The following is a 25,267-nucleotide window of genomic DNA, read 5'->3' as shown; positions in this document are numbered from 1 at the left end:
TCAAAAGCCGCCCTCAGCTGCGCGGCTCGGGGGCCTGCTCCCATCCCAGGCCCAGGCTCTTCTGCAGCGCCACGTAGCGCACCAGCAGCTGCAACTGGGCCTGGGCCAGGCCGTCCTGCGCGCTCAACTGCTGGCGCTGCACGTCGAGCAGGTCGATCTGCGAGGAGGCGCCGGCCTGGCGGCGCTGGGCCATCAACGCCGCCGAGCGGGTGGCCGAGGCCTCGGCGTTGCGGGCCTTGAGCAGTTGCTCGCGGGCCGCGCCGAAACGGGTCAAGGCGCTGTTGGCATCCTGCAGGGCCGCCAGCACCGTGCCCTCGTAGGCGGCCAGGCGGGCCTGGTGACCGGCACGGGCCTGTGCCACGCGGGCCTTGTTCACGCCGAAATCGAACACCGACCAGCGCAGGAACGGCATCACCACGCTCGCGGCCGAGTCACTGTTGAAATCCGACAGCGATGACGCCCCCATGCCGATCGTGCCCAGCAGGTTCACCTGCGGGAAGTACGCCGACAGGGCCTGGCCGATCTGCGCCGAAGCTGCCGCCAGCTCGCCTTCGGCCTTGCGGATGTCCGGCCGGCGCCGGATCAGCGCCGCCGCATCGTCCACCTTCACCTCCGCCGGCAACGACGGCATCGGCCGATCCTCGGCCAGCGTGGCGTCCAGCGCGCCCGGCTCACGGCCGGTCATCAATGCCAACTGGTCGCGCGCTTCGGTGGCCTGCGCACGCAGTGGCGCCAGCTGGGCCTGCTGCTGCTCCAGCTGCACGCTGGCACGCTCCACGTGCAGGTCCGAATCCACGCCGCGCGCGCGGCGCTGCCGGGTCAGGGCCAATGCGTCGGCCGCCGCCGTGGCGTTGTGCTCGGCCAGCGCGATGCGCTGGCGGCTGCCGCGGTAGCCTAGGTAGACCTGGGCCACTTCCGCGGCCAGCTGCACCTGCGCATCGGCCAGCGCCGCGGCGTCGGCATCGGCCCTGGCCGCCGCTTCCTGCGCGGCACGGCGCTTGCGGCCGAACAGGTCCAGCTCCCAGCTCGCATCGACGCCGGCGATGTACAGGCTGGTATCCAGGTCGATCCTCGAGAACTCATCGCGCAGCTGCGCCGCCTCCTGGGGACGGCCATTGCTCTCGGCCACGCGCGCGGCGGATTCACCAACCTGGCGCACGTCGTCCACCAGCACGTCGGGCGGGTTGATGCGGGTGTAGCCGGCCACCGCGCCGACGCTGGGCAGCTGTTCGGCCCGGCGCTGCCGTTGCAGGCCACGCGAGGCCAGCAGCCTGGCCTGCGCGGCACGCAGGTTCGGACTGTTGCGCAAGGCATCGTCGATCAACTGGTCCAGCAACGGGTCGTCGAGCTGCCGCCACCATTGGCTGGGGGGCGTGGCCGGCATCACCCCGGCATCGGCAGCGCGCGGCAGGGCCGGCTGGGCGACGGCGCCCCGGGCGACCTCGGGGCGCACATGGTCGGGGCCGAGCATGCAGCCGGCCAGCGTCAGCGGCAGGGCCAGGCCGAGGGAGATCGGCAACAGGGAACGGGAAACGTGTCGTGCCATCAGTGCATCGCCAGAGGAACGCCCTTGGGCAGGGGCTTGAGCAGGAACACCAGCGGCAGCGTCGCCACCACGATGATGCCGAAGATCCAGAACAGGTCGTTGTAGGCCATCACCAGCGCCTGCTGCTGTACCTGTTGTACCAGCAGCGCGGCGGCCTGCGTCGCATCGCCCGTCTGTCCGCCCAGGGCCTGCAGGTAGTCCTGCGCCAGCGGCGAGTTGGCCGTGGTGGCGCTGCCGATGGCATCGATATGGAAACTGACGCGCCGCTCCTGGAAGGTGGAGATGATGGCCAGGCCGATCGAGCCGCCCAGGTTGCGCGCCGCGTTGAACAAGCCCGAGGCATCGGAGGCCAGCGCGCGCGGCACCGAGGTGATCGCGGCCTGGTTCAGCGCCATCATCGCCAGCGCCAGCCCACAGCCCTGCAGCAACTGGCCGATGACGAAATGCATGCCCACGCTGTCCGCGGTCAACCCGAGGTTGATGAAGCATGCCGCGGCGAAGCACAGCATGCCGCCCATCACCATCACCCGCACATCGATGGTCTCCAGCATCTTCGGCATGAATGGCATCAGCAGTACCGTCGGCACGCCGCCCAGCAGCAGCACGTAGCCGGCCTGCTCGGTGTTGTAGCCGGCGATCACCGCCAGGAACTGCGGGATCATGTACATCACCCCGAACAGGATCATGCCGACCGCGCCGACCATCACGAACACCGCGCCGAAGCTGCGCTGGAACAGGATCCGCAGTCGGATCACCGGCTCGTCGCTGAGGAACTGCGACAACGCCAGCAGCGCGAAGCCCACCAGCGAGACCAGGCTCAGGATCAGGATGAACTCCGATTCGAACCAGCGCTCGCGCTGGCCGTCCTCCAGCACCACGGTCAACGCGCCCAGGCCGGCGGTCATGCCGAGGATGCCCAGCCAGTCCGCGCGCAGCAGGCCACCCCAGTTCGACGTCTCGTGCGGCAGGCCGAGCAGCAGCAGCGCGATCAGTCCGGCGCAGATCGGCACGTTGATGAAGAAGGCGTAATGCCAGCTGACGTTCTCGGTCAGCCAGCCGCCCAGCAACGGGCCGATGATCGGTCCCAGGATCACGGTCATGCCGAACAGCGCCGTGCCCAGCGTCTGCTGTGCCGGTGGCAGCCGCGTGGCCACGATGGTCAAGGCGGTGGGAATCAGCGCGCCGCCGGTGAAGCCCTGGCCGATGCGCCCGAGGATCATCATGTCCAGCGTGCTCGACAGGCCGCACATCACCGAGAACGCGGTGAACAGCGAGGCGCAGATCAGCAGGAAGGTGCGCAGGCCCAGCGTGCGCACGAACCAGCCGGTCAGCGGGATCATCACGATCTCCGAGACCAGGAACGAGGTCGAGATCCACGTGCCCTCGGTGCCACTGGCGCCGACCTCGCCCTGGATGGTCGGCAGCGCGGCGTTGACGATGGAGATGTCCAGCGTCGCCATGAACGAGCCGATGGTGCCGGCGGCCACCGCCAGCCAGGCGCTGGCATCGGCCTTCTGTGGCACCGCGCTGGCGGCGGTGGTGCTCATCGCGCTGTGGCGTCCCCGGACGGCGTGTTGGCGCTGTCCTCACGCGTGTCCACGGTGACCTCTACCGACATGCCGGGCACCAGGATCGTGCGAGTCCGTGCATCGACCTCGATCCGGATCCGCACCGGGATGCGCTGCACCACCTTGGTGAAGTTGCCGGTGGCGTTCTGCGGCGGCAGCAGCGCGAACTGCGAGCCGGTGCCCGGCGAGATGCTTTCCACGGTGCCGTGCAGCGTCGTGCCCGGCAGCGCATCCACCTCGATCCGCGCCGGCTGGCCCGGTCGCATCCGCCCCAGCTGGGTTTCCTTGAAGTTGGCCGACAGGTACAGCGACTGCAGCGGCACCACCGTCATCAGCCGCGTACCGGCACCGACGAACTGGCCCACCTGCGCGGTCTTGTTGCCGATCCGCCCGTCGATGCGCGCGCTCAGCACGGTGTCCTCGAAGGCCACCTCGGCCTGCGCGGCATCGGCCTGGGCCTGCTTCAGCCCCGCGCGCGCCTGGGCCAGTTGCGCCTGGCCGGCCTGCAGCTGGCTTTCGGCCCCGCTGATCTGCGCGCGCGCCGCATCGTACTGGGCCTGCGCCCGTTCCAGGTCGTGCTTGACGCTCTCCAGGTGCTCATGGGTGTCGGCGCCGGACGCCGCCAGCGGGCCGAAGCGCGCCACTTCGGCGCGTGCGAAGCGCAGCGTGGCCTCGGCGGCGCGCAGCTGGGTGCGTGCCTGCAGCAGTTGCGACTGGTTGCCTTCCACCCCGGCGCTGGCGGCGGCGATGTCGGCCTCGCGCACGGCGATCACGGCTTCGGCCTGGTCCAGCGTGGCGCGGTAGGTGCGCGGGTCGATCTTCACCAGCGGCGCACCGGCCTTCACCCATTGGTTGTCCTGCACCAGCACTTCGGTGAGGTAGCCGTTGATGCGCGGCGCGACCGCCACCGCATCGGCCTGCAGGTAGGCGTTGTTGGTCCGCTGCAGGTACCTGCCGGTGGTCAGGTAGTACGCCAGCCATGCGAGCAATGCGACCAGCACCAGCAGGCCGATGCCGGTCAACGTCCAGCGTACCTTGGGGTTCTTCAAGGGCGAGGGTTTGTCCTGCGCCTGCGGTGCGTCGTTCGAGGACGCGGAGGGGGCTTGGGGCTCTTCGCTCATGGTCTCGTCGCGGCTGTCATCCGATAGGCCGGATCGCATTCAGGCGATCACGTACGTGACAGTACGGGAGCGGTGCGGGACGTCAAGTGAAATCCTGCGGAAAACCCATGAAAAAAGCCTCCCCGGCAGCGCCGGGGAGGCTTTGGTCCAGATCCGGGGCATCGGCATGGATGCCTTCAGCGCGTCCCCGCCGTCGATGCCGGGGACGGCCGCGCTGCCTCCGGATGCATCAACGGCCGGTTTTGATCTCGGTCCACAGACGGGTGTACAGCTTGTCCGTGTCCGGCGTGTTGATCGCGTAGGTGAACATCTTGGCCGCCACGTCTTCCGGCGGGTAGATGGTCTTGTCGTCACGGATGGCCGGATCCACCAGCGGCGTGGCCGACTTCACCGGGTTGGCGTAGTGGGTCACGTTGGTGTTGTTGGCGGCCACCTGCGGCTCGAGCAGGTAGTTGATGAAGGCGTAGGCGTTTTCCGGGTGCTGGGCGTCCTTCGGGATGGCCAGCATGTCGAACCACTGCGGGGCACCTTCCTTCGGAATCGAGTAGGCCACTTCCACGCCGTTCTTGGCTTCCTCGGCGCGGTCGCGGGCCTGGATGATGTCACCGGACCAGCCCACCACCAGGCAGGTGCTGCCATTGGCCAGCGCACCGACCAGCTGCGAGGAATGGAAATTCTGCACGTACGGGCGGATCGACTTGAGCAGGTCGGCGGCCTTCTGGATCACCGCCGGGTCGGCGCTGTGCGGGTCTTCGCCCAGGTAATGCAGCGCGATCGGGATCAGGTCGGCCGGCGTGTCCAGCAGCGTCACGCCGCAGTCCTTCATCTTGGAGATGTTCTCCGGCTTGAAGATCAGGTCCCAGCTGTTGGCCACCTCGGTGCTGCCACCGAAGCGTTCCTTGAGCTTGGCCACGTTGTAGCCGATGCCGGTGGTGCCCATCATGTACGGCACGCCGAACTTGTTCTCCGGGTCCTGGCCGGCGATGCGCTGCATCACCGCCGGGTCGAGGTTGGCCAGGTTCGGGATCTTGCTCTTGTCCAGCGGCAGGAACACGCCGGCCTGGATCTGGCGACCGAAGAAGTTCAGGGTCGGCACCACGATGTCGTAACCGCTGTTGCCGGTCAGCAGCTTGGTCTCGACCATCTCATCGCTGTCGAACACGTCGTAGGTGACCTTCACGCCGGTCGCCTTCTCGAAGTTCGGGATGGTGTCCTCGGCGATGTAGTCGGAGTAGTTGTAGACGTTGAGGACCTTGGCCTCGCCGCCTTCCGGCGTCTTGGCGCCCTCTTGCTTGCCACCGCAGGCGGCGAGCAGGGAGATGGCGACACCAACGGTCAGGATGCGCAGATTCATGGATTCTCCAGTGGTGATCCGGGAGCGGGGGGAACCGGCGTGGCCGGCGCGTGGCGCATTGTCCCACTTGCGGACGGCATCGCGCATCTGTCGGGCCGCCAAGGCCCTGGACGGCCTCAGAACAACCGGATCAGCGCGGCGGCGGCCGCGCCCAGCACCACCACCGCCAGGAAAGGCAGCCGCAACGCCAACGCCACCGCGGCCACCAGCAGCGCCCCCAGGCGTGCGTCCAGGGCGATGCCCTGCCCGCTGGAGACGGCGTTCATCGCGGTGAGCGAGGCCAGCAGGCCGATGGTCAAGCTGCCCGCCACGCGATTCATGCGCGGCGATTCCAGCCAGCGCACCGGCACCAGGTAACCGGCGAACTTGGTCGCCCAGGCTACCCCGCACCCCAGCAGCAGCCATCCCCACAGGCTCATCGTGGCGCCTCCCCGCCGGACGGCGGTGCCACGTCCGGCTCCAGCCCCTCCTCCGCCGGCCCTTGGCCGAACCAGCCCCAGATGGCCGCGACCGCCGCGGCCAGCAGGATCGGCACGCCGGGCGGCAGCCACGGCAGCGCCAACACCGTCACCAGCGCGCATGCCACCGCGATGGCGACCGGCTCACGCGAGCGCAGCCGCGGCCACAGCAGGCCCAGGAACGCCGCCACCGCGGCACCATCCAAGCCCCAGCGGCGCGGGTCGCCCATTGCATCGCCGAGCAGTGCGCCCACCAGGGTGAACAGGTTCCACAGCACGTAGACGCCAAGGCCGGCCACCCAGAACCCGCACCGTTGCTCGGCCGGGTCCTGCTGGCTGGCCGCGGTCGCGGCCGATTCGTCGATGGTCAGCTGTGCGGCCAGCGGCCGCCACCACCGGCGTGGCCGCAGCAGGCGGTTGATCTGCGCGCCATACACGGCATTGCGGACACCGAGCAGGCTCGATGCACCGAACGCCGCTGCCCCCGTGCCGCCCGCGCCGACCACGCCGATGAAGGCGAACTGCGAGCCGCCGGTGAACATCAGCAGGCTCAGCAACGCGGTCTGCAGCACGCTGAACCCCGAGGCCACTGCCAGCGCCCCGAAGGAGATGCCATACAGGCCGGTGGCCAGCGCGATCGACAGGCCAATGCGCACCGCGGGCGTGAAACGCACCGGCCGCGTCCTCAGCCGCGCGCCCGCGCGTGTTCGGCGGCGGCCACGAACACCACGTCGGTGGACGAGTTGAGCGCGGTTTCGGCCGAGTCCTGCACCACGCCGACCACGAAGCCCACGCCCACGACCTGCATCGCCACGTCGTTGGGGATGTTGAACAGGCTGCATGCCAGCGGGATCAGCAGCAGCGAGCCACCCGGCACGCCCGATGCACCGCAGGCACCGACGGCGGCAATCACGCACAGCAGCAGCGCGGTCGGCAGATCCACCGGGATCCCCTGCGTATGCACCGCCGCCAGCGTCAGCACCGAAATCGTGATCGCCGCGCCGGCCATGTTGATGGTCGCGCCCAGCGGAATGGCCACCGAGTAAGTCTCCTCATGCAGGCCCAGCTTGCGGCACAACTCCATGTTGACCGGGATGTTGGCCGCCGAGGAACGGGTGAAGAACGCCGTGACGCCGCTTTCGCGCAGGCAGCGCAGCACCAGCGGATATGGATTGCGGCGCATCACCACCGCCGCGATCAGCGGGTTGCCGACGAAGGCCATGAACAGCATCGCGCCGACCAGCACGCACAGCAGGTGGATGTACTCCTTCAGCGCGTCCAGGCCGGACTCGGCCAGGACCGAAGCCACGATGCCGAACACGCCCAGCGGCGCCAGCCGGATGACCATGCGCACCAGCCAGGTGATCGCCGCGGACAGGTCGCTGACCACGCCGCGGGTGGCGGGACTGGCATGGCGCAGCGCCAGGCCCAGGCCGACCGCCCACGCCAGCAGCCCGATGTAGTTGGCGTGCAACAGGGCATTGACCGGGTTGTCGACGACCTGCATCAGCAAGGTATGCAGCACCTCGCCGATGCCGCTCGGCGCGCTGCCGCCGGCCGCGGCGACATCCTTGAGCGTCAGCTGGCTGGGGAACAGGAAGCTGGCCCCCACGCCCACCAGCGCGGCCACCAGGGTGCCGACGACGTAGAGCATCAGGATCGCGCGCAGGTGGGTCTTCTGGCCGTGCTGGTGGTTGGCGATGGAAGCGGCGACCAGCACCAGCACCAGCACCGGCGCCACCGCTTTCAGCGCGGAGATGAACACCGTGCCGAGCAGGCCCACCGCCTTGCCCGCTTCCGGCCAGGCCAGCGCCAGCGCGATGCCCAGCAGCAGGCCGATGAAGATCTGCAGCACCAGGCTGGGCGCGCGGGACGGAAAAGCAGGTGCGGTCATTGCAGGACTCAACGGCGAGGTAAACGCCGATTCTGACCCAAGCGGGCCATCGCCGGCACCGGCGGAACGTCATGGATGCCGCCTTGCACTGACCCCACACCCCGATCCGGCTAGGATTCGCGCATGGAATCCAAGACCCCTCCCCGCCGCTGGCGGCTGCTGCGCCTGCTGGGCATTGTCCTGACGGCGCTGCTGGTGTTGTTCATCAGTGGCCTGCTGCTGGGCGACCGCCTGACTCCCAAGGCCATCGGCGCGCCCTCGCATACCCTGCCGCTGCAGGAGCAGCAGACCCTGATCGACCGCGCACTGGTGCCGGTGCTGGCCGAACATCCGGGCCAGAGCGGTGCGATCTACCTGTCCGAGGGGCTGGAGGCCTACGCCGCGCGGTCGATCATCACCCGCCAGGCCGGGCGCAGCCTCGACCTGCAGTACTACATGTGGCACGACGACATGGTCGGCCACCTGCTTGCCCACGATGTGTACCAGGCCGCCGAGCGCGGCGTGCGGGTCCGCCTGCTGCTGGACGACATGAACACCCAGGGCCTGGACCCGCAGATGATGGCGCTGGACAAGCACCCCAACATCGAGATCCGCCTGTACAACCCGTTCCGCAACCGCGATGGCCTGTGGCGCCTGCTGGAAATGGTGCAACGCGCCTTCAGCATCAACCACCGCATGCACAACAAGGCCTGGATCGCCGATGGCCGGGTCGCCATCGTCGGTGGCCGCAACATCGGCGAGGAATATTTCGACGCGCGGCCGGACGTGAACTTCCGTGACCTGGACCTGCTGCTGGCCGGCCCGGTGGCGGCCGACGCCAGTACTGTGTTCGACCAGTTCTGGAACAGTGACGCGGTGGTGCCGATCGCCGCGCTGCAGTTCAGCACCGACCAGCAGCTGGGCAACTTCATCACCCAGGCCGAACGGGATGCCCGTCAGCAGGAGGCCCTGCCCTACCTGCAGCGCGTCCGCGCGCGCTTCGACGACGCCTACCTGAGCGAACGCCTCGCCCTGCACTGGACCGCGGACATCCATGTCCGTTCCGATCCGCCACGCAAGCGTGGCAACGCCGATCGCTCCGACTGGCTGGTGACGCGGCTGGCCGAGGTGCTGCTCGGCGCACGCCACAAGTCATTGCTGATCTCGCCCTATTTCGTGCCCGGCGCGGCGGGCACCAAGGCGCTGGTACGCCAGGTCCAGGACGGCGTGCAGGTCGGCGTGGTCACCAACTCGCTGGCCGCCAACGACGTGGCCGCCGTCCACAGCGGCTACATGCATTACCGGCGGCCGCTGGTCGCCGGCGGCGTGCAGCTGCATGAACTCAAGTCGCACGGCCACCCGGAGAAGGCCAGCACCTTCGGCAGCAGCGGCGCCAGCCTGCACACCAAGGCCTTCGTGGTCGACGACCGTCGCGGCTTCGTCGGCTCGTTCAACCTGGACCCACGCTCGGCCTACCTCAACACCGAGATGGGCGTCCTGTTCGACGACCCGGTGCTGGCCGCGCGCCTGCGCCAGGAATACCTGCGCCTGGCGGGCCCGGAGCTGAGCTACTGGGTCTACCTCGACCGCGACCATGAACTGCGCTGGCTCGACCGCACCCACGCCCCGGCCATCGCCCTGCGCACCGAACCGGATACCACCTGGATGCAGCGCGCGACCACCCGGGTGATCAGCTGGTTGCCGCTGGAATCACAGCTCTGACTGCCGCCGGCCGGGATGCGCCTGGGCCTCAGCCCAGCTCGGGCTCTTCACGGCTGACCCGCTTCCACAGCCAGCTCGCCACGTGCCCGGGCAGCTGCGTGGACAGGGTCGCGACTGCCTCGTCCTCGCTCATCCGCCCACCGGCATGCAGCATCGCCGCGCTGGCGGCCAGCTGCCCGGTCTGCAGCGAACGCGCCAGCCCCTGCGGCGCCTCGGCATCGACCTCCTGCAAGGCCCTGATGATGGGATCGGCCAGCTTCCAGTGACGGGCAATACGCACCGCGGTCGGCGCGGTGCAGCGCTCCAGCAGGGCCATCAACGTACCCGGCTCACGGGACCGCAGCGGGGGCTGCAACAGCACGTCGGCCGCAGCCTGCATCACCATCGACGCGCTCAGGCCCAGCAGCAGGCCGGCCAACTGCGCGGCAAAGCCGTCCTCGCGCTCGACGCTGCGTGCGTGGTCGGCCGCGGCCAGCGACAGCCGCAACGTGTATTCCCACAACTGCTGCGCGAACAGCGCATCCACGCCGCGCGCCGACTCCATCACCGGCTGCACCAGCGCGGCGGAGATGATCTGGCGGATGCCGTCGTTGCCGATCAGCGTCACCGCCCGCTCGATGCTCTGCACGTCCTGTTGCTGCAGGCGGTACAGCGGGCTGTTGGCGATGCGCAGCAGGGTGGCGGCCAGCACCGCGTCACTGCCGATGATGCGCGCGATCGAACGCGACGAGGCGGCGCTGTCGTTGACGCTCTGGATCAGCTGCGGCAGCAGGTTGGGACGGCGCGGCGTGTAGCGCGAGGACAGGTCCGCGCGGGTCAGTGCCGCGGCCACGTCATCGATCACCGAACGCTGCACGCGCAGCGCATCGGCCGATGCGTCCGGCACCGCCAGCGCATGTAGCAGGAAGCGCCGCTGCAGGTCGCCGGGGGCCACCTGCGGCATGACGTCCACCGGTTCTTCGTCGGCCGGCACGCGTGGCGGTGAAGGCATCTGTGGCGAACGCCTGGCCACCTGCGGCCCGGCGTGGCCGTGCTGCCAGAACCAGGCGATGGCTCCGACCACGAGGGCGGCAAGCAGTGCAGATAGGATCGCCATGGATGCAGGCAGCGGACTCGAACGGAGGACTGCCTGCTACATCGGCGGCAGGCGTTGCATCTTTAACCGTACCGGCACCGCTCAGTCCTCGACCTTCGCCAGTCGCATGCCCATCGGCCCCTGCAACGAACCGTCCGCGTTGACGACCAACTCCAGCGTTGCGTCCGGCTGCCCGGGCACCGTGATCCTGAGGGTGTCCTTGTCGCGGACGTAAGTGGTTTCCTGCGACTGGCCCATGACCTTGATGGCGACCTTGCCGTCGCGGCCGAAGGTATAGGTGGCCATGCCCAACGCGTCGGCATAGGTGCCATCCAGGCCCGCGCCGCAGGCCGACAGCAGCAATACCAGCACCAGGCCCCAGGCATTCTTCATCACAGGTCCGCTCCCGTTGGATGACCGCCGGTTGACGACCATGAACAGCGATTCTGACACACTGCCTGCCGCCCCCCGCGGCGCGCCGCCCGCGCCGCCCGTGTCCAACGGAGGACCGTCCCGTGCGTCGTTTCCTGATGATCGCCTCATTGCTGTCGATGCTCGCCGGCTGCAGCAGCCAGCCCGTGGCCAGCGCGCCCGACCACGGTCATTTCGTCGACCGCCAGCTGCAGTTCGAAGGCCGCACGTTCCGCTATCAGGTGTTCGTTCCCGCCCGCGCGGCCAGCCCTGGCAAACGCCCCCTGGTGCTGTTCCTGCATGGCTCCGGCGAGCGCGGCGATGACGGCGTCAAGCCCACCCTGGCCGGGCTCGGGCCATGGCTGAAGGAAAACCGCGACAGCTTCCCCGCGTTGGCGGTGTTCCCGCAGGTTCCCGAGGGCGAGGAATGGCGTGACCGCAACGCACGCATGGCGCTGGCCGTGCTGGATGCGGCCGGCAACGAGTTCCAGGCCGATCCACGCCGCATCTACCTGACCGGCATGTCGATGGGGGGCTATGGCAGCTGGGAGCTGGCCTTGACCCGGCCCACCCACTTCGCCGCCGTGGTGCCGATCTGTGGCGCGCTGCGTGCACCGCGCCAGGCGCGCCCGGGCCTGCTGGTCGACCAGGTCGCCGCTGAAGCCGATCCCTACGTCGCCACCGTGACCCGCCTGCGTGGCGTGCCGGTCTGGAGTTTCCATGGCGCACGCGATGACCTGGTCCCCACCCACGACGACCGCGCCATCCACGCCGCCAGCGAGCAGTTGGGTGCGGGCTTCCGTTACACCGAGTATCCGGACACCAACCACAACGCCTGGGATCCCACCTACCGCAACCCGGCGATGTGGCAATGGCTGTTTGCCCAACAGCGCACCGAATAGCGGCCGCCACCAATAACGTGATGTACTTCACTGTGAATAGTAGCTGCCACGCACAAGTCACATCGCTGACCCGATCATTCCCCACGCTTCACCGCCCCGCGCACCCTGAAGCACCTTCCGCGCGTACCCCCTTCGTGCCATAACAGCCACGCAAGGGGCCGCTTGCCCACTGCCAACGGGATACGACACCCGGCGGCGGTGCGTACCCATGAAAGGAATCCGGAGACACAGGTTTGGTGACCCGCCCGTCCACCGCTCAATCCCCGCCGCCGCGCACGCGCAGCCTGTACTCGCGGCTGCACTGGCTGATCGCGGCGGCGCTGCTGCCACTGCTGGTGATCGGCGTCATCGCCATCGTCCTGACCGCCCGCGACTACCGGCGCAATTCCGAGCAACGTCTGCAGGAAACAGCCGTCGCCTTGGCACGCGGCGTGGATCAGGGCATCCGCGAGAACATCAACCAGCTGCACCTGCTTGCCGTGCTTGCACCGCACGGCGACCCGGCCAGCCCCGGGCTGCAGGCCTGGTCCGGCAACAACGCCGAGGTCCGGCTGGTGCGCGACGGCAGTGACGAAGCGCAGTCCCTGCCGACGCCGGTGCTGCGCGATGCGCGCCGGACCGGCCAGGCACAGGTCTCCAACCTGTTCTCCGACATCACCGGCGCGCCGCCGGAAGTGGCCATCGCCCTGCCCTTCACCGACAGCGCCGGTCAACCGCAGGTGATCGCGCTGGTGCAGCCGTCCAACCGCCTGATCAACACGATCCTGCATTCGGCCGACGAGGCCAGCCTGCTGGTGGCGGTGGTGGACAGCAACGGCATGATCGCCGCGCGCTCGCGCAACCCCGAGCGCTTCATCGGCCAACCGGCGCCGGACTGGTACAAGCTGCAGCTCAACGGCGGCAACGCCGGAGTGTTCGAGGCCACCACCAAGGAAGGCAAGGGCACCGTGCTGGCCTTCCACAAGCTGCATGCCGCGCCGGGCTGGGCCCTGGTGGTCGGCGAGCCGCAGAGCAGCTTCCAGGCGCGCTGGCAGCGCCCCCTGCTGGGCGTCATCCTCGGCGGCCTGCTGGCGGCCATCATCGCGCTGTTCTCGGCGCGCGCCATTGCGCGCAGCATCCTGTTGCCGATCCGCGCCCTGGCCCAGCGCGGGCGCAACATCGCCTCCAGCGAGGGCACCCCGGCCGATCCCCCCACCTCGCGCATCACCGAAGTGCAGAGCCTGCAGACCAGCCTCAATGACAGCGTGGATGCGCTCAAGCGCAGCGCCGACGAGGCCCGTGCGCTTGCACGTGACCTGAAGGTCAGCGAGCAACGCTACCGCGCCGTCGCCGAGGCTGGCGCCCTGGTGCTGTGGGAATCGGACCGCAACGGCCAGGTCCGTTCGGTCACCGGTTGGCGCGAGCTCACCGGCCTGCCGGAGCAGGACGCCCTGGGCAAGGGCTGGCTGCGCCGGGTCAACGAGGAGGACCTGGCCCCGATCGAGATCGCGCTGGAGCAGAGCTTCACCGCCGGCACCCCGCTGGACGTGGAGTTCCGCGTGCTCGACCTGTATGGCAAGTGGCGCTGGCTGCGCGCACGCGGCGCACGGGTCGGGCCGGAGCAGTCCGGCTGGGCCGGCGTGCTGGAAGACGTGGACGCCCGCCGCCAGGCGCAGGCGCGCATCGCCTACCTGGCCCAGCACGACCCGCTGACCTCCCTGCCCAACCGCACGGTGCTGTTCGAAAAACTCGAGCACGCGCTGGCCGATGCCCGCCGCGGTCGCCACAGCGCCCTGCTGCTGCTCGACCTGGACCGCTTCAAGGAGGTCAACGACACCCTGGGCCATCCCACCGGCGACCGCCTGCTGCAGGAAGTCGCCCATCGCCTGCTCGGTTGCGCGCGCAGCAACGACGTCGTCGCCCGCCTCGGCGGCGACGAGTTCGCGATCCTGATGGCACCGGAAAGCCGGCCACCGGAAGCGGCCGCGTCACTGGCCACGCGCGTGGTGGAGGCCCTGGGCCGCCCGTTCGAGCTGGAGGGACATCCCATCGCCATCAGCGCCAGCATCGGCATCGTGCTGATCGACAACCTTGCCGGCAGTTCGGAAAAACTGATGCGCAACGCGGACCTGGCGCTGTACCGCGCCAAGGAGGAAGGCCGCGGTTGCTACCGCTTCTTCGAGGCGGAGATGGACACCCGCATGCAGCTACGGCGGCAGCTGGAAACCGAGCTGCGGGCCGGCCTGGAGCAGCAGCAGTTCGTGCTGCACTACCAACCGCTGGTGGACCTGCAGCAGCGCCGCGTCACCGGTTTCGAGGCACTGCTGCGCTGGAACCACCCGCAACGCGGGTTGCTGGACCCGGGCCAGTTCCTGGCCCTGGCCGAGGACATCGGGCTGATGATCCCGCTGGGCGACTGGGTGCTGCGCCAGGCCACGCGCGACGCAGCACACTGGCCGGACGAGATGAAGGTGGCGGTCAACCTCTCGGTGTCGCAGCTGGCCCAGCCGGACCTGGCCGATACCGTGGAGAAGGCATTGGCCGACGCCGGCCTGGCCGCGGCGCGGCTGGAGCTGGAGATCACCGAGAACGCACTGATCGCGAACATCCAGGCGGCCTCGTCGCACCTGCTGCGGTTGAAGGTCGCCGGCGTCTCCATCGTCATGGACGACTTCGGCACCGGCTACTCCTCGCTGGGCTACCTGCGCGCGTTCCCGTTCGACAAGGTCAAGATCGACAAGTCCTTCATCCGCGACCTGGGCGAACACAGCCAGGGCAGCGCCATCATCGGCGCGGTCTCGCACCTGTGCGGCAAGCTCGGCATCACCGCCACCATCGAAGGCGTGGAAACCCACTCCCAGCTGTCACAGCTGAAGGACGAGCACTGCGCCGAGGGCCAGGGCTATGTATTCGGACGGCCCATGCCGGTCGAACAGATCCGCGCCTTCATGCGTGAATGGCCCCAGCGCTGGCAGGCCACCGACTGAGCCCCGGACGCAGCGGCCCCCGCGCCAGAGCACGGGGGCCGCTGCATGTGATCGGGACCGCGCGGCTCAGTTGACGCCGCGGATGGCCAGGGTCAGGGCCAGCACGCTCAGGATCACCGCGATGGTGCCGTCCAGCACCCGCCAGGTCGACGGCTTGGTGAACAGCGGTGCCAGCAGGCGGGCACCCAGGCCCTGCGCGGTCAGCCACACGCCGCTGGCGGTGACCACGCCGGCGGCGAAGGCCATGCGCGACTCGCCGAAGTTGTCGGCGATGGAGCCGATCACCATCATGTCCAGCCAGAAGTGCGGGTTGATGATCGAGAAGCCGGCCGCGGCGAGCAATGCCGTGCGCAGCGACTGCTCGGCATTGTCGTCCAGCTGCATGCCGCCACCGCCGGAGAACGCCCGGCGCGCCGACTGCAACGCATACCAGCCCAGGAACGCCACGCCGCCCCACAGCAGCACCGTGGTCAACCACGGCATCTGCTCGGTCAGGCGGCGCAGGCCGACCACGCTGGCCATGATGAACACCGCATCGATCGCGAAACAGGTCGCGATGATCGGAATGACGTGCTGGCGCATGATGCCCTGGCGCAGGATGAACGCACTCTGCGCGCCGACGATGGCGAACAGACCGATGCCGATGCCGGCACCGCTGAACCAGGCACTGCCTGCGGCTTGGGCGGAAATGACGGAAAACATGGGGGACTGCCTTTCTTCTGGGGGATTGCCACGGCGGGAGGAACCCACGCACCGCGGCTGACGGGCGCAATTGTCGCAGCGCAGCATTGAAAAGTAGAGCTAAACTTCGTTAACCATCTTTAGCGGAACTTAATAATGCGGATCGACCACTCCCAATTGCGCGCCCTGGCCGCGGTGATCCGCGAAGGCAGCTTCGAGCGCGCGGCGTTGTCACTGAACGTGACCGCCTCGGCCATCTCCCAGCGGATCAAGGCGCTGGAGGACCGCGTCGGCAAACTCCTGGTCAAGCGCAGCATCCCCACCGAGGCCACGCTGGAAGGCCAGGTACTGGTGCAGCTGGCCGAACAGACCGCGCTGCTGGAGCGTGACGCGTTCGAGCGCATCGGCATCTCCGACGCCGAACTGCCGCGCGCCAGCATCCCGGTGGCAGTCAACCACGACAGCATGGAGACCTGGTTCCCGGAGGCGGTGCAGGCCTTCTCGCAGACCACCACGACCACCCTGGACCTGCATACCGAGGACCAGGACCACACCGTGGCCCTGTTGCGCCAGGGCGCGGTGCTGGGCGCGGTGACCACCCTGTCCGAGCCGGTGCAGGGCTGCCAGATCCACGAGCTGGGCAGCATCCGCTACGCGGCCACCTGCACGCCCGAGTTCCATGCCCGCTACTTCGCCAAGGGCGTCAATGCCCAATCGCTGGCGCTGGCCCCGGTGCTGGTGTTCAACCGCAAGGATGACCTGCAGGCGCGCTACGCGCGCCGCCTGGCGGGCATCGCGCAGCCGTTGAACGCACCGACCTGGTGGATCCCCTCCACCCGCGCCTTCGTCCACGCCAACCTCGGCGGGCTCGGCTGGACCATGAACCCCCTGCCGCTGGTGCGCCGCCACCTGGAAAGCGGGCGCCTGGTCTACGTCAAGGCCCGCGCCTGGGAGGACGTGCCGCTGTACTGGCAGCACTGGAAGGGCGAGGTCAGGACCATGGCCCTGCTGACCCGCGCCATCCTGCAGGCTTCGGCGATGCTGGTGCGGCGGCGGCGCTGATCCCGTCGGGGCGATGCTGCGCTGCAAGTTTCCCCAAAGGACACTGCCCGCCCGCCGGGCAGGGGCGGAAGCTGCACGGATCATCAGGTCCACCCGCCCGGAGCCGCCGCATGTCGACCATCCGCATCGCCCCTGTCCTCGCCTCCTGTTTCCTCGGCACCCTTGGCCTGCCCCTGGCAGGCGCCCTCGCCCTGCTGCCCGGCACGGCCCACGCACTGGATTGCGGCGGCAACAACGGCTACACCTGCACCGGCAGCGCCAACCAGTACGCCGGCGGCTTCAACCCCGGCGTCGGCCAGGGCGGCTTTGGTGGTGGCAGCTGCACCGCCACCCGCACCCCGGTGGTGTTCATCCCCGGCAACGGTGACAGCGCGATCAGCTTCGACATGCCGGCCGGCGCGGTCAGCGGCTACACCACCCCGCCGCGCTCGATCTACGCCGAGCTCAAGGCCGCCGGCTACAACGACTGCGAGCTGTTCGGCCTGACCTACCTCAGTGCCAGCGAACGCGCCGCGCCGCAGTACAACTACCACTCGCCGGCCACCTACCAGGTCATCAAGACCTTCATCGACAAGGTCAAGGCGTACACCGGCAAGAGCCAGGTCGACGTGGTCACCCATTCGCTCGGCGCCACGATGATGCTGGCCACCATCAAGTACCACGGCTACCAGGGTAGCGTGCGTCGCTTCATCAACATCGGCGGTGGCCTGCGCGGCCTGCAGACCTGCCGCAGCACCGGCTACCAGTCGGCGCTGGCACCGACCTGCAATGCCGAAGCCTATGTGTTCCCGTACAACTACTACACCTTCGGCCTGTACCCGAGCACCGGGGTGAGCTACTACGGCTACAACCGCTGGACCGGCAGTGGCAGCGGCAGCCTGCGCACCTTCCCGGCCACCTACACCGGCATCCGCTTCTACACGATCACCGCCGGCCTGCGTGACCAGGTGCACTGCTTCACCACCAGCTACAGCGGAGGCTGCAGCGACGGCGCGCTGTTCAACAGCGCCGCCAACGTCTACGCGCAGGTCGACGTCGGCGCCGGCAGCAGCGCCTACAGCTTCGACTGGGATTGGAGCGACGGTGGTCCGTACAACTTCGGCGGCGGTGACACCAGCAACGGCGTCGGCCATTTCCGTTCCAAGAACAACAGCGGCGTGATCGTCCGCAACATGCTCACCACCGACTGCACCACCGACTGCGCCGCCGGCTACAAGGACGTCCACGGCCCGGCGGTCAATCGCTGAGGCGTCCTCAGTCGAAGGCCAGGGAAAGCCCCACGCCGCCCTGCCAGTCCGTCGTGCGCGCGTCTAGCCCGCGCAGGAAGGAGACATCCAGCTGCAGGCGCGGCGTGGCCATCCAGGTCACGCCGGCACCGGCGGCACGCATGTACTGCGCGTCGGTGCCGTACCCGGCTTCGACATAGACACCCAGGTCCTCGCGCAGGGCAACGCCGTAACTGGGCGACAGCAGCCAACCACTGCCGTCCTCCCCCCACTGCCGGTCCGCGTACAGCGCCAGGCTGGCGTCCCGCGGCATGGCCCATGCCAGGGTCACGCCCAGGTCATAGTCATGGCCGGCCCCGCCCAACGGCGCCTGCCCCCAGGGCAGCGTGGCGCCGGCCTTGAGCGCCAACGACAGCCGCTCCCCGCTCAACGCCGGCGCCCACTTCAACGCTACGCTTCCGTCACCGCCGCCGCTTTCCCGCACGCGCCCGCCGCTGCCGTGCCGGCGCGACTGGCCCCAGCTGTCCGCTCCCAGCTGCAGTTCCAGCGTATCGGACAGGCCGGCGCGCAGCAGCGTGGCCGCGGCCCACGTCGTCGTCGTGGTGCCCGCGCTGCGGTCACGGCTGGCGTCCGGCAGGCCCTGCTCCCAGGCAAACACGCCCCTGCCGAGCGTACGCGTGGAAAAACCGATTCCCGGCCGGTCGAACGCGGGCACCTCGTCGGCGTGCGCACGTGGTGCGACCAGCAGGGACAGGACAAGCAGCGCAAGGAGGGTCTTCATGCCGGCATGGTCCCTGCCCGGCCGGCGTGAGGGCGTGAACGCCCGTGGGCCCGCGCCGCCACGTGGACGCCCGCCTTTGGGCATGCCGGGCGGCAGGCGCCCGGTGCGGATCAGCGATGCGCCAGCGCGTAGTCCAGCGCGCCGACCACGGCTGCGACCTGCGCATCGTTGCACTGCTGCGGGGTCGCCTTCGGGCTGTCCGGGTAGACCTCGGTGGTGGTCGTGCAGCGCGCGCCACTGACGCTGGCGCACAGGCCCAGCGCCTTGAGCGGATATTCGATCACGCCATGCGCCACCACCGGCGAGCCGATGATCTGTCCGTACGCGTCGGCCGGTGCGATATGAGTGACTTTCTCCACCTCGGCGATCACCGCCTGCTGGAATGCCGGCTGCCGGTTCTCGCTGTCGTCGACCAGATAGAAGCCATCGGGGATTTCGCCAGGGTCGAACGGCTTGCCGTCGCGTGCCGCCAGCGCCGGACGGAACTCGGACTCGTCGGTGTCGGTCGTCTCGTGCAGGTCGATGTGCATCAGCACGCGTCCCTTCAGCGGTGCCACCAGCGCCATCAACGCCGCCGACTCCGGCGCCGGGCTGTTCGGCACGAACGAACGGTTCGGGTCCAGCGCCAATGCGTTCCAGCGCTGGATGCGCTCGTAGCCCCACGGGCTGACGCAAGGCACGACCAGCAGGTTGCATTTGTCGGCATAGTCGAAGGCACGCTGGTCCAGGAACTGCAGCGCGCCCTGCACGCCACTGGTTTCATAGCCATGGATGCCGCCGGTCACCAGCATCACCGGCAAGGCGTCGTCCCAATCCGGACTGCGCACGGCCAGCAGCGGATAGCGCGCGCCGGGGTAATCCAGTTCGCCGTACTGCGAGACATCGAAGCGATCACGCAAGGCATCCACCTTGGCCACCACTTCCTCGGCATGGCTGCGCTGCACCTTCTGCCGCGCCAGCCACTGCGCGCGCTCGGCCGCGCCCCACGGCTGCCCGGGCGTACCCACCGGATAGAAAGCGGTATCAGTGCTCATGCGTGACCTCATCAAATGTTGCGGACAGGCGCGCACTGTACACCCGCCGCCGACCGGCGCAGGAACGCACGCAGCAAAAAGGCCCCCGCAGTGGCCTTGATGCTGGGCGGTCCGGGCTCAGCCGCGGCTCTCAAGCAGGCGGCTGATGTCGGCGTCCTTCTGTTCCCACAGACCATTCATCCACTGCTGGAATTGGGCGCGGAAGGTACGGTCATCCTGGTAGTTGCCGTTGATCAACTCGGCGGGAATCGGCAGCTTGCGCACCAACACCTTCACCTCCGGCAGGCGGTTGGCCATCAGGTCGATCATTGACGGGATGCCCTTGGGATAGACGATGGTCACGTCCAGCAACGCATGCAGGCCCTTGCCCATCGCGTCGAGCACGAACGCCACGCCGCCGGACTTGGGCTTGAGCAGATGCCGGAACGGCGAACCCTGGCTGTCATGCTTGGCCGGAGTGAAACGCGTGCCCTCGACGAAGTTCATCACCGCCACCGGGATGGCGTTGAACTTCTCGCAGGCCTTGCGCGTGACCTCCATGTCGCGCCGGCCGAGCTCCGGGTTCCTGGCGATCTGCTTGCGCGTGTAGCGGCCCATGAACGGGAAATCCAATGCCCACCACGCCAGGCCCAGCACCGGCACCCAGAACAGCGAGCGTTTCAGGAAGAAGCGCAGCAGCGGGATGCGGCGGTTGAACACCTTCTGCAGCACCAGGATGTCGACCCAGCTCTGGTGGTTGGCCAGCACCAGGTAATGCCCATCGCGCTCTAGGTCGGCATCGCCGCTGACCTGGAAGCGGGTGCGGGTGAACAGGCCCATCATCGCGCTGTTGGCCCCGATCCAGCTCTCGGCCAATCCGGTCAGCATCGGGTTGCAGGCCAGGCGCACCTTCTTGAACGACAGGATCGCCTTGACCAGCGCGACCACGAACAACGGCAGGCAGTGCGCCAGCGTGTTGAGGGCCACCAGCAGCAGGATCGGAATAACGCGTAACCACACCATGGGAGTACCGGGGCGCCCCTGAGCCATAAAGGCGGACAGGGTAGCAAACCCGATCATGGCTGGTTGGCGTCGAATGAACGGTTTCGTCAGCTTGCCGTTGCCCCGCCTCCGGACGGTGGCGGCACGTGCCGGCCGTGCCCCAAAAGGAAAGGCCGCCCCGAAGGACGGCCTTTCCCGGATGCTCAGGCGGTCAACCCGCTCAATGCATCATGTGATGGTTCATGTTCCACATCACCCACAGCGTGCCGACCACGATGATGCCGATCACCACCAGGGTGAACAGGCCGGCATTGACGTTCCAGCGGGCGGCCGAGGAACGGTCCAGGTGCAGGAAGAACACCAGGTGCACCAGCAGCTGCAGGATGCCAGCGACCACGATCACCGCACCGGTGGCCAGGCCGGAGGACAGGCCGCCGCTCATCACCACCCAGAACGGGATGATGGTCAGCACCGCAGCCAGCACGAAACCGATCAGATAGGACTTCACGCTGCCGTGGCTTTCGCCGCCGGTACCGTGTGCATGATTGTCATGTGCGGACATTACATAGCTCCCGACAGGTAGACGACAGAGAACACGCCGATCCAGACCAGATCCAGGAAGTGCCAGAACAGGCTCAGGCACGCCATGCGGGTCTTGTTGCGCGGGGTCAGGCCATCGCGCTTGAGCTGGATGAACATCACCAGCAGCCACAGCAGGCCGGCGGTCACGTGCAGGCCGTGGGTGCCGACCAGGGCGAAGAACGCCGACAGGAAGGCACTGGAGTCCGGACCGTTGCCGTTATGGATCAGGTGGTTGAACTCCCAGAGTTCCATGCCCATGAAGCCGGCGCCCAGCAGCCAGGTGATGGCCAGCCAGAAGAACATCAGGCCCTGCCTGGACTGGTGCATGGCGATCATGCCCAGGCCGAAGGTCAGCGAGGACACCAGCAGCAGCGCGGTTTCCCAGGCCACGAACGGCAGCTCGAACAGCTCCTTCGGGCCCGGACCGCCATTGGTGCCGCCAGACAGCACCACGTAGGTCACGAACAGCGAGGCGAAGATGAGCAGATCGCTCATCAGGTACACCCAGAAACCGAAGACGGTGTTCTCGCCCGAATCGTGGTGCTCGTGGTCGTGGCCGGCTGCATCTGCAACCGAACCGTGGTTCAACGTGTGGGCGTGCGTGCTCATGCCTTCACCTCGGTCTTCACCAGCCCCTGTGCTTCCAGGTGGCGGCGGTGTTCGTTCTCGATACGTTCCACTTCAGCGGCCGGCACCCAGTAGTCCACGTCCTTGTCGAAGGTACGGACGATGAAGGTACCGATCATGCCGACCAGGCCGATGATGGCCAGCCACCAGATGTGCCAGACCATCGCAAAGCCCAGCACCAGGCTGAACGCGCCGATCACCACGCCGGCACCGGTATTGCGCGGCATGTGGATGTCGGTGTACTTGGCCGGCTTCGGCCAGGCTTCACCACGCTGCTTGCGCTGCCAGAAGTCGTCGTGCTCCTCGCCCTTGGGCAGGGTCGCGAAGTTGTAGAACTGCACCGGGGAAGCGGTTTCCCACTCCAGGGTACGGGCATCCCACGGGTCGCCGGTCAGGTCCATGTTCTTCTTGCGGTCGCGGATGGACACGTAGATCTGGATCACCTGGCACAGGATGCCCAGGGCGATGATCGCGGCGCCGACGGCGGCGACGACGAAGAACGGCTGGTACTCCATGTTCGGGTAGCTCTGCATGCGGCGGGTAGCGCCCATGAAGCCCAGGGCGTACAGCGGCATGAAGGCCACGTAGAAGCCGATGAACCAGCCCCAGAACGCACGCTTGCCCCAGGTCTCGTCCAGCTTGAAGCCGAACATCTTCGGCCACCAGTAGGTGATGCCGGCGAACATGCCGAACACCACGCCGCCGATGATGACGTTGTGGAAGTGGGCGATCAGGAACAGCGAGTTGTGCAGCACGAAGTCGATGGCCGGGATCGCCAGCATCACGCCGGTCATGCCGCCGATGGTGAAGGTGACCATGAAGCCGATCGTCCACAGCACCGGCGAGGTGAAGTGCACGCGACCGCGGTACATCGTGAACAGCCAGTTGAAGATCTTCACGCCGGTCGGGATCGAGATGATCATCGTCGTGATGCCGAAGAAGGCATTGACGTTGGCACCCGAGCCCATGGTGAAGAAGTGGTGCAGCCACACGATGAAGGACAGCACGCCGATGCAGGCCGTCGCGTACACCATGCCCTTGTAGCCGAACAGGGTCTTGCGCGAGAAGGTCGCGATCACTTCGGAGAACACGCCGAATGCCGGCAGCACCAGGATGTAGACCTCCGGGTGGCCCCAGATCCAGATCAGGTTGATGTACAGCATGGCGTTGCCGCCACCGTCGTTGGTGAAGAAGTGCGTCCCCAGGTAACGGTCCAGGGTCAGCAGCACCAGCGTGACGGTCAGCACCGGGAAGGCGGCGATGATCAGCACGTTGGTCACCAGCGCGGTCCAGCTGAAGACCGGCATGGTCATCAGCTTCATGCCCGGGGTGCGCATCTTGAGGATGGTGATGAAGAAGTTGATGCCGCTCAGCGTGGTACCCAGGCCGGACACCTGCAGCGCCCAGATGTAGTAATCCATGCCCACGCTTGGACTGTATTCCAGCCCCGACAGCGGCGGGAACGCCAGCCAACCGGTCGCGGCGAACTCACCGATCCACAGCGAGATCATCATCAGGCCGCAGCCTGCGACGAACAGCCAGAAGCTCAGCGAGTTCAGGAACGGATAGGCAACGTCGCGCGCACCGATCTGCAGCGGCACCACCAGGTTCATCAGGCCGGTGATCAGCGGCATGGCCACGAAGAAGATCATGATCACGCCGTGGGCGGTGAAGATCTGGTCGTAGTGGTGCGGTGGCAGGTAGCCCTCGGCGCCGCCGGCGGCGACGGCCTGCTGGGCACGCATCATGATCGCGTCGGAGAAGCCGCGCAGCAGCATCACGAACGCCACGATCAGGTACATCGCGCCGATCTTCTTGTGGTCCACCGAGGTGAACCACTCCTTCCACAGGTAGCCCCACAGCTTGAACTTGGTGATGGCACCCACGACTGCCAGGCCACCGATGATCGCGCCGATCAGGGTGGTCAGCACGATCGGATCGTGCGGCAGTGAATCAAATGAGAGTTTTCCGAGCATCGTCATTCTCCCGAGCCACCGTGGCCAGCGTGAGCGGCCCCGGCGTTCGCGTCTGCATTGTGACCGTCGTGGCCGTCAGCCTCGCCTGCGGCGGGGGCCGCTGCGGCGTCGTGACCTTCGTGGCCCATGGCTTCATGGTTCATCGCCTCGTGGCCTGCGCCCTCGTGCGACATCGCCTTGCCGTCATGCTTCATGCCGAAGTGGTGGTTGTCGCCCACGTGCTTGGCGATGATCCAGTCGAACAGGCCCTTCTCGGTGCTGCCGTAGTAGGTCACCGGGTGCCAGTCGTGGTTGCGCTCGGCGCTCAGCTCGGCGAAGGACGCCTGGTCCATCACCTTGGCATCGGCGCGCACCTTGGCCAACCAGGCCTGGTACTCGTCGTTGCTGACCGCGTGCGCGTCGAAATGCATCTTGCTGAAGCCCGCGCCGCTGTAGTGCGAGGAGCGGCCGTGGTAGGTACCGGCTTCGTCCGCGATCAGGTGCAGCTTGGTCTCCATGCCGGCCATCGAGTAGATCATGCTGCCCAGATGCGGAATGAAGAACGCGTTCATCACCGTGTCGGCGGTGATCTTCAGGTTCAGCGGGGTGTGCACCGGGAAGGTCAGTTCATTGACCACGGCGACGTTTTCTTCCGGATAGACGAACAGCCACTTCCAGTCCAGCGAGATGGCCTCGACCACGACCGGCTTGGCGTCCGACTCCAGCGGCTTGTACGGGTCCAGGGCGTGCGAGGAGCGCCAGGTCAGCACGGCCAGCACCAGCACGATCATGCAGGGGATCGACCAGACCACCACTTCGATGGCGGTGGAGTGATGCCAGGTCGGCTCGTAGCGGGCCTTGGTGTTGGAGGCGCGGTACTTCCACGCGAACACCAACGTCAGCACGATCACCGGGATGACGACCAGCAGCATCAGCACCGTGCAGGTGATCAGCAGCGTGAGTTCGTCCCGGGCGATCTGGCCCTTCGGGTCAAACAAGGCCCAGTCGCAGCCCGTCATCAAGACGGCCATCGCGACAATCAGGCCCGGACGCAACAAGCGTCCAAGAGATTTCAACGGAATCATCGGTCGATCCAATTGCGGTGGAGGTACTGGCCCCCACGCCCCATGCCACAAGCGCGAACAGCCGCCCGGGGATTGCCCGCCGGGACGACGCTGAACAGGGAACGTGAGTCAGTGCCGCAATTTTAGGCCTTCACGCAACACTTAGGATAGGCATTGACAATGATTTCACGCAGGAAACAGGCACCTGGACGTGCGACACGTTGTCGCACCGGCAGCGCACGCGCGCAGGCCGGAAAGCAAAAAAGCCGACTCGGCAA

The 25,267-nt window shown here is 67.7% G+C and carries 21 protein-coding genes and 1 pseudogene; 5 read left to right on the top strand and 17 right to left on the bottom strand.

Annotated features, from left to right (window positions below):
- Positions 1-13: 13 nt before the first annotated feature.
- The 7 genes and pseudogenes from AC06FE_RS10380 to sstT form a co-directional block, all read right to left on the bottom strand.
- Positions 14-1,546 carry an efflux transporter outer membrane subunit gene (locus AC06FE_RS10380; protein ID WP_478072992.1) on the bottom strand — a complete coding sequence of 511 codons (1,533 nt, stop codon included), beginning with the start codon at positions 1,544-1,546 and terminating at the stop codon, positions 14-16.
- Positions 1,546-3,093: an MDR family MFS transporter gene (locus AC06FE_RS10375; RefSeq protein WP_478072991.1), complete on the bottom strand. Its 1,548-nt coding sequence runs from the start codon at positions 3,091-3,093 to the stop codon at positions 1,546-1,548. Before AC06FE_RS10375 ends, AC06FE_RS10380 begins: the two co-directional genes overlap by 1 nt.
- Positions 3,090-4,178: pseudogene (locus AC06FE_RS10370) on the bottom strand (HlyD family secretion protein); the annotation flags it as partial. The gene AC06FE_RS10375 and the pseudogene AC06FE_RS10370, both read right to left, overlap by 4 nt.
- A 286-nt stretch (positions 4,179-4,464) precedes the next feature.
- Positions 4,465-5,589, bottom strand: a complete 1,125-nt coding sequence (locus tag AC06FE_RS10365; RefSeq protein WP_192286301.1) for a polyamine ABC transporter substrate-binding protein — start codon at positions 5,587-5,589, stop codon at positions 4,465-4,467.
- Between the two features lie 116 nt (positions 5,590-5,705).
- Positions 5,706-6,008 carry an AzlD domain-containing protein gene (locus tag AC06FE_RS10360; protein WP_478072990.1) on the bottom strand — a complete coding sequence of 101 codons (303 nt, stop codon included), beginning with the start codon at positions 6,006-6,008 and terminating at the stop codon, positions 5,706-5,708.
- Positions 6,005-6,721, bottom strand: a complete 717-nt coding sequence (locus tag AC06FE_RS10355) for an AzlC family ABC transporter permease (RefSeq protein WP_478072989.1) — start codon at positions 6,719-6,721, stop codon at positions 6,005-6,007. Before AC06FE_RS10355 ends, AC06FE_RS10360 begins: the two co-directional genes overlap by 4 nt.
- Before the next feature lie 11 nt (positions 6,722-6,732).
- A complete protein-coding gene (gene sstT / locus AC06FE_RS10350; protein WP_192286303.1) occupies positions 6,733-7,941 on the bottom strand; it encodes a serine/threonine transporter SstT in 1,209 nt (402 codons plus the stop codon).
- A gap of 123 nt (positions 7,942-8,064) precedes the next feature.
- Here sstT and AC06FE_RS10345 point away from each other — a divergent pair, with 123 nt between their 5' ends.
- The gene (locus AC06FE_RS10345; protein ID WP_478072988.1) at positions 8,065-9,642 is read left to right on the top strand and encodes a phospholipase D family protein; all 1,578 of its coding nucleotides are present in this window, start codon (positions 8,065-8,067) and stop codon (positions 9,640-9,642) included.
- Positions 9,643-9,670: 28 nt separating this feature from the next.
- Here AC06FE_RS10345 and AC06FE_RS10340 read toward each other — a convergent pair whose 3' ends face one another.
- The gene (locus AC06FE_RS10340; RefSeq protein WP_478072987.1) at positions 9,671-10,738 is read right to left on the bottom strand and encodes an HDOD domain-containing protein; all 1,068 of its coding nucleotides are present in this window, start codon (positions 10,736-10,738) and stop codon (positions 9,671-9,673) included.
- A gap of 81 nt (positions 10,739-10,819) precedes the next feature.
- On the bottom strand, positions 10,820-11,110 hold the full coding sequence (locus tag AC06FE_RS10335) for a hypothetical protein (RefSeq protein WP_478072986.1): 291 nt from the start codon (positions 11,108-11,110) through the stop codon (positions 10,820-10,822).
- Between the two features lie 137 nt (positions 11,111-11,247).
- Between AC06FE_RS10335 and AC06FE_RS10330 the strand changes: the two genes are divergently transcribed.
- Together AC06FE_RS10330 and AC06FE_RS10325 are read left to right on the top strand one after the other, a co-directional pair.
- The gene (locus tag AC06FE_RS10330; protein WP_243694092.1) at positions 11,248-12,030 is read left to right on the top strand and encodes a carboxylesterase family protein; all 783 of its coding nucleotides are present in this window, start codon (positions 11,248-11,250) and stop codon (positions 12,028-12,030) included.
- A 236-nt stretch (positions 12,031-12,266) separates the two neighbouring features.
- Positions 12,267-14,996, top strand: coding sequence for a bifunctional diguanylate cyclase/phosphodiesterase (locus tag AC06FE_RS10325; protein ID WP_478072985.1), 2,730 nt, complete (start codon positions 12,267-12,269; stop codon positions 14,994-14,996).
- 66 nt (positions 14,997-15,062) lie between these two features.
- On the opposite strand, the gene AC06FE_RS10320 is transcribed toward AC06FE_RS10325, so the two are convergent.
- A complete protein-coding gene (locus AC06FE_RS10320; RefSeq protein WP_132864499.1) occupies positions 15,063-15,698 on the bottom strand; it encodes a LysE/ArgO family amino acid transporter in 636 nt (211 codons plus the stop codon).
- Between the two features lie 135 nt (positions 15,699-15,833).
- Here AC06FE_RS10320 and AC06FE_RS10315 point away from each other — a divergent pair, with 135 nt between their 5' ends.
- Entirely contained in the window at positions 15,834-16,739 is a 906-nt protein-coding gene (locus AC06FE_RS10315) for a LysR family transcriptional regulator ArgP (RefSeq protein WP_132864500.1), read from the top strand.
- A gap of 110 nt (positions 16,740-16,849) precedes the next feature.
- A complete protein-coding gene (gene phaZ7 / locus AC06FE_RS10310) occupies positions 16,850-17,986 on the top strand; it encodes an extracellular native short-chain-length polyhydroxyalkanoate depolymerase PhaZ7 (protein WP_478072984.1) in 1,137 nt (378 codons plus the stop codon).
- Between the two features lie 7 nt (positions 17,987-17,993).
- Here the strand turns inward: phaZ7 and AC06FE_RS10305 are convergent, their stop codons facing one another.
- The 7 genes from AC06FE_RS10305 to cyoA all read right to left on the bottom strand — a co-directional run bounded on the left by AC06FE_RS10305 (position 17,994) and on the right by cyoA (position 25,010).
- Positions 17,994-18,746, bottom strand: a complete 753-nt coding sequence (locus AC06FE_RS10305; protein ID WP_313255557.1) for a transporter — start codon at positions 18,744-18,746, stop codon at positions 17,994-17,996.
- Between the two features lie 110 nt (positions 18,747-18,856).
- Positions 18,857-19,780, bottom strand: a complete 924-nt coding sequence (locus tag AC06FE_RS10300; protein WP_478072983.1) for a M14 family metallopeptidase — start codon at positions 19,778-19,780, stop codon at positions 18,857-18,859.
- Between the two features lie 117 nt (positions 19,781-19,897).
- Positions 19,898-20,782, bottom strand: a complete 885-nt coding sequence (locus AC06FE_RS10295) for an acyltransferase (RefSeq protein WP_478072982.1) — start codon at positions 20,780-20,782, stop codon at positions 19,898-19,900.
- A 199-nt stretch (positions 20,783-20,981) separates the two neighbouring features.
- Positions 20,982-21,323, bottom strand: coding sequence for a cytochrome o ubiquinol oxidase subunit IV (gene cyoD, locus AC06FE_RS10290; protein ID WP_132864505.1), 342 nt, complete (start codon positions 21,321-21,323; stop codon positions 20,982-20,984).
- Positions 21,323-21,952, bottom strand: coding sequence for a cytochrome o ubiquinol oxidase subunit III (gene cyoC / locus AC06FE_RS10285; protein WP_478072981.1), 630 nt, complete (start codon positions 21,950-21,952; stop codon positions 21,323-21,325). The genes cyoD and cyoC overlap by 1 nt, the downstream gene beginning before the upstream one ends.
- Positions 21,949-23,946, bottom strand: a complete 1,998-nt coding sequence (cyoB, locus tag AC06FE_RS10280; RefSeq protein WP_132864507.1) for a cytochrome o ubiquinol oxidase subunit I — start codon at positions 23,944-23,946, stop codon at positions 21,949-21,951. The genes cyoC and cyoB overlap by 4 nt, the downstream gene beginning before the upstream one ends.
- Positions 23,947-23,948: 2 nt before the next feature.
- Entirely contained in the window at positions 23,949-25,010 is a 1,062-nt protein-coding gene (gene cyoA, locus AC06FE_RS10275) for a ubiquinol oxidase subunit II (RefSeq protein ID WP_192286312.1), read from the bottom strand.
- Positions 25,011-25,267: the final 257 nt, after the last annotated feature.

The organism is Stenotrophomonas sp. Steno-C18, assembly GCF_056393195.1.
The sequence above is the reverse complement of the archived record's forward strand: the minus strand, read 5'-3'. Positions and strand labels throughout refer to the sequence as shown.

Bases quoted from the DNA above. Each gene is read 5' to 3' on its own strand.
- AC06FE_RS10300 (WP_478072983.1), bottom strand. From the start codon at position 19,780: ATGAGCACTGATACCGCTTTCTATCCGGTGGGTACGCCCGGGCAGCCG.
- cyoD (WP_132864505.1), bottom strand. From the start codon at position 21,323: ATGTCCGCACATGACAATCATGCACACGGTACCGGCGGCGAAAGCCAC.
- AC06FE_RS10330 (WP_243694092.1), top strand. From the start codon at position 11,248: ATGATCGCCTCATTGCTGTCGATGCTCGCCGGCTGCAGCAGCCAGCCC.
- phaZ7 (WP_478072984.1), top strand. From the start codon at position 16,850: ATGTCGACCATCCGCATCGCCCCTGTCCTCGCCTCCTGTTTCCTCGGC.
- AC06FE_RS10380 (WP_478072992.1), bottom strand. From the start codon at position 1,546: ATGGCACGACACGTTTCCCGTTCCCTGTTGCCGATCTCCCTCGGCCTG.
- AC06FE_RS10335 (WP_478072986.1), bottom strand. From the start codon at position 11,110: ATGAAGAATGCCTGGGGCCTGGTGCTGGTATTGCTGCTGTCGGCCTGC.
- AC06FE_RS10375 (WP_478072991.1), bottom strand. From the start codon at position 3,093: ATGAGCACCACCGCCGCCAGCGCGGTGCCACAGAAGGCCGATGCCAGC.
- AC06FE_RS10305 (WP_313255557.1), bottom strand. From the start codon at position 18,746: ATGAAGACCCTCCTTGCGCTGCTTGTCCTGTCCCTGCTGGTCGCACCA.
- AC06FE_RS10295 (WP_478072982.1), bottom strand. From the start codon at position 20,782: ATGGTGTGGTTACGCGTTATTCCGATCCTGCTGCTGGTGGCCCTCAAC.
- cyoA (WP_192286312.1), bottom strand. From the start codon at position 25,010: ATGATTCCGTTGAAATCTCTTGGACGCTTGTTGCGTCCGGGCCTGATT.
- AC06FE_RS10320 (WP_132864499.1), bottom strand. From the start codon at position 15,698: ATGTTTTCCGTCATTTCCGCCCAAGCCGCAGGCAGTGCCTGGTTCAGC.
- sstT (WP_192286303.1), bottom strand. From the start codon at position 7,941: ATGACCGCACCTGCTTTTCCGTCCCGCGCGCCCAGCCTGGTGCTGCAG.
- AC06FE_RS10360 (WP_478072990.1), bottom strand. From the start codon at position 6,008: ATGAGCCTGTGGGGATGGCTGCTGCTGGGGTGCGGGGTAGCCTGGGCG.
- cyoC (WP_478072981.1), bottom strand. From the start codon at position 21,952: ATGAGCACGCACGCCCACACGTTGAACCACGGTTCGGTTGCAGATGCA.
- cyoB (WP_132864507.1), bottom strand. From the start codon at position 23,946: ATGCTCGGAAAACTCTCATTTGATTCACTGCCGCACGATCCGATCGTG.
- AC06FE_RS10340 (WP_478072987.1), bottom strand. From the start codon at position 10,738: ATGGCGATCCTATCTGCACTGCTTGCCGCCCTCGTGGTCGGAGCCATC.
- AC06FE_RS10315 (WP_132864500.1), top strand. From the start codon at position 15,834: ATGCGGATCGACCACTCCCAATTGCGCGCCCTGGCCGCGGTGATCCGC.
- AC06FE_RS10345 (WP_478072988.1), top strand. From the start codon at position 8,065: ATGGAATCCAAGACCCCTCCCCGCCGCTGGCGGCTGCTGCGCCTGCTG.
- AC06FE_RS10365 (WP_192286301.1), bottom strand. From the start codon at position 5,589: ATGAATCTGCGCATCCTGACCGTTGGTGTCGCCATCTCCCTGCTCGCC.